Genomic DNA, 1,935 nt, shown 5'->3' with positions numbered 1-1,935 from the left:
GGTTGAGGAGTTCGGCGGCCAGGGAGCGGCGGTCGCCGGCCCGGTCCCAGGCGGAGGCGGCGGCCGAGAAGCCGGTCACGGCCTCGTCGGGGCGGCCGGTCTGGAGGAAGCAGGCGGCGAGGGAGCTGTGGGCGAGGGCGAGCAGTGGGCGGGCCGGTTCGAAGGTGGTGCACAGGTCGCGGGCGCGGAGCAGTTCGGCGAGAGCGGAGGGCACCGAGCCGACCTCGGTGAGCAGGCGGCCGAGCACCAGCCGGGCGCGGGCCTCGGCCGCGTGGTCGCCCTGTTCGAGGCTCGCGTGCAGGAGGGCGTTGGCGGCGTGCCCGAGGGGCCGGGTGGCGTGCCCCGAGTCGGCCAACAGGCAGCAGCCGAGGAGGAGTTCGGCGAGCCGTCCGAGTGCCGGGGCGGTGTCGGCGGAGCGGCCGGGGAGCTTCGCGCACTGGCTCACCAGGGCGCCGACGGCCGGGGACGAGCCGACGGCGAAGCCGCGCCGCGCGGCGGACGCCCCGAGCGCGGCCGTCACGAGCGCGTGGTGGTGGTCGACCAGGCGGCTCAGCGCGCCCCTCACCTCCTCGGGGCCGGCGCCGTCGAGGCCGGCCCGCCGGGCGAAGGCGCGCAGCAGGTCGTGGTAGCGGTAGCGATCGGGGCCGGCGACACTCTCCAGCATCGAGCAGTCGACCAGCGACTCGGCGAGCTCGACGGCGTCCGGTTCGGGCAGGTCGAGCACGGCGGCGACCGCACCGGGCGACAGGTCGGGCACCTCGGGGGTGGCCAACAGCCGGAAGGCGCGGGCCTGTTCGGCGTCGAGCTGGTCGTAGCCGAAGCGGAAGGAGGACTCGACGGCGAGGTCGCCGCTGCGCAGCGCGTCCAACCGGTAGCGGTCGCCGGTGAGTTGCTCCAGCAGCCGGGCGATCGTCCAGCGCGGGCGGCAGGCCAGCCGGGCCGCGAGGATCCGGACGGCGAGCGGCAACTGGCCGCAGAGCCGTACGAGTTCGCGGGCGGCGTCCTCCTCGGCGGTGACCCGCTCGGCGCCGACCACCCGGGTGAGCAGGGTGACGGCGTCCTCGGCGGGGAGCACGGCGAGTTCGGTGAAGCGGGCGTTGGGCAGGGCGCCGAGGCGGGTGCGGCTGGTGACGAGGACGGCGCAGCCGGCGCTGCCCGGCAGGAGCGGGCGGACCTGTTCGGCGTCACGCGCGTTGTCGAGCAGGACGAGGACGCGGCGCCCGGCGAGCAACGAGCGGTAGCGGGCGGAGCGTTCGGCGAGGCCGGCCGGGATCGCGTCGCCGACGACGCCGAAGGAGCGCAGGAACGCGGCCAGGGCCTCCTCGGGGCGGGTGGGGCGGCCGTCGGCGCCGTGCAGGTCGACGTAGAGCTGGCCGTCCGGGAACTCGGCGGCGAGGCCGTGGGCGACGTGCACGGCGAGCGCGGTCTTGCCGACCCCGCCCATGCCGGCGACGGCCGCCACGGGCACGCTGCCCGGCTCCCGCAGGGCGGCGCGCAGCGCCTCGGCCTCTGCCGACCGTCCCGTGAAGTCGGCGGCGGATACCGGCAGTTGCGCCGGGACGAGAGCGGAGGTGGGATCGGCTGCGCCGGCGGGCGGCACCTCCGGTTCGGTGAGGACCCACTCGCCGGTCGCCGCCAGTGTCTCGTCGGAGGCGAGGATCCGGCCGTGCAGGTCGCGCAGGCCGGGCCCGGCGCCGACGCCCAGTTCCTCGCGCAACCGGCGGTCGGCCACCCGGTAGGCCGTGAGGGCGTCGGCCTGGCGGCCGGAGCGGAAGAGCGCGAGCATCAGCAGCTCCGAGAGCCGCTCGCGCAGCGGGTGCTCCTCGACGAGGGCCGTGAGCTCGGCCACCGCCTCGGTGCACCGGCCGCCGTCGACCTCCGCCTCCAGGCACAGCTCCAGGACGGCGAGCCGCCGCTCCTCCCACTCCCGGCGCT

The 1,935-nt window shown here is 77.1% G+C and carries 1 protein-coding gene; it reads right to left on the bottom strand.

Annotated features, from left to right (window positions below):
* A partial coding sequence (locus AB0O00_RS37435) for a BTAD domain-containing putative transcriptional regulator (RefSeq protein WP_363659156.1) occupies positions 1 to 1,935 on the bottom strand: 1,935 nt, incomplete at both ends.

Source organism: Kitasatospora sp. NPDC093558 (assembly GCF_040683475.1).
In the GTDB taxonomy this organism is placed as follows: Bacteria; Actinomycetota; Actinomycetes; order Streptomycetales; family Streptomycetaceae; genus Kitasatospora.
This window is presented reverse-complemented; position numbering and strand designations above follow the sequence as displayed.